Annotated in this window: 1 protein-coding gene; it reads left to right on the top strand. The window is 68.9% G+C overall.

Annotated elements, in window-relative coordinates; translation table 11 throughout:
* A partial coding sequence (locus IEY81_RS23945) for an arginine deiminase family protein (RefSeq protein ID WP_229788135.1) occupies window positions 1-576 on the top strand: 576 nt, incomplete at both ends.

The raw sequence follows: 576 nt of genomic DNA, 5'->3' as shown, positions 1-576 counted from the left end.
CGCTGCCGAACACGCTCTACACCCGCGACACGACCTGCTGGCTCTACGGCGGGCTCACCCTCAACCCGCTCTACTGGCCGGCGCGCAAGGACGAGACGCTGCTCTACAAGGCGATCTACGAGCACCACCCCGACTACGTCGGCTCGACCGTGTGGTGGGGAGACCCGGAGCAGGAGTGGGCGCAGGCCAGCTTCGAGGGCGGCGACGTCATGCCCGTCGACAACGGGGTCGTGCTCGTCGGGATGAGCGAGCGCACCTCTCGGCAGGCGATCACCCAGGTCGCCAGGGCGCTCTTCGCGCAGGGGGCCGCGGAGAAGGTGATCGTCGCCGGGATGCCGAAGCTGCGGGCGGCCATGCACCTCGACACGGTCTTCACCTTCGTCGACCGCGACATCGTCACGCTCTACCCGACGATCATGGGTGCGGTGCACACCTTCACGCTGGTGCCCGCCGACCGGGCGCCCGGTGTGGAGGTGATCGACCACGGCGACGAGGCCTTCGTGGACGTGGTGGCGCAGACGCTGGGGCTGTCGGGGATTCAGGTGATCGACACCGGCGGCGACGTCTATCAGTCGG

The sequence above is a fragment of the Nocardioides luteus genome (genome assembly GCF_014648595.1).
Classification (GTDB): Bacteria; Actinomycetota; Actinomycetes; order Propionibacteriales; family Nocardioidaceae; genus Nocardioides; species Nocardioides luteus.
The sequence above is the reverse complement of the archived record's forward strand: the minus strand, read 5'-3'. Positions and strand labels throughout refer to the sequence as shown.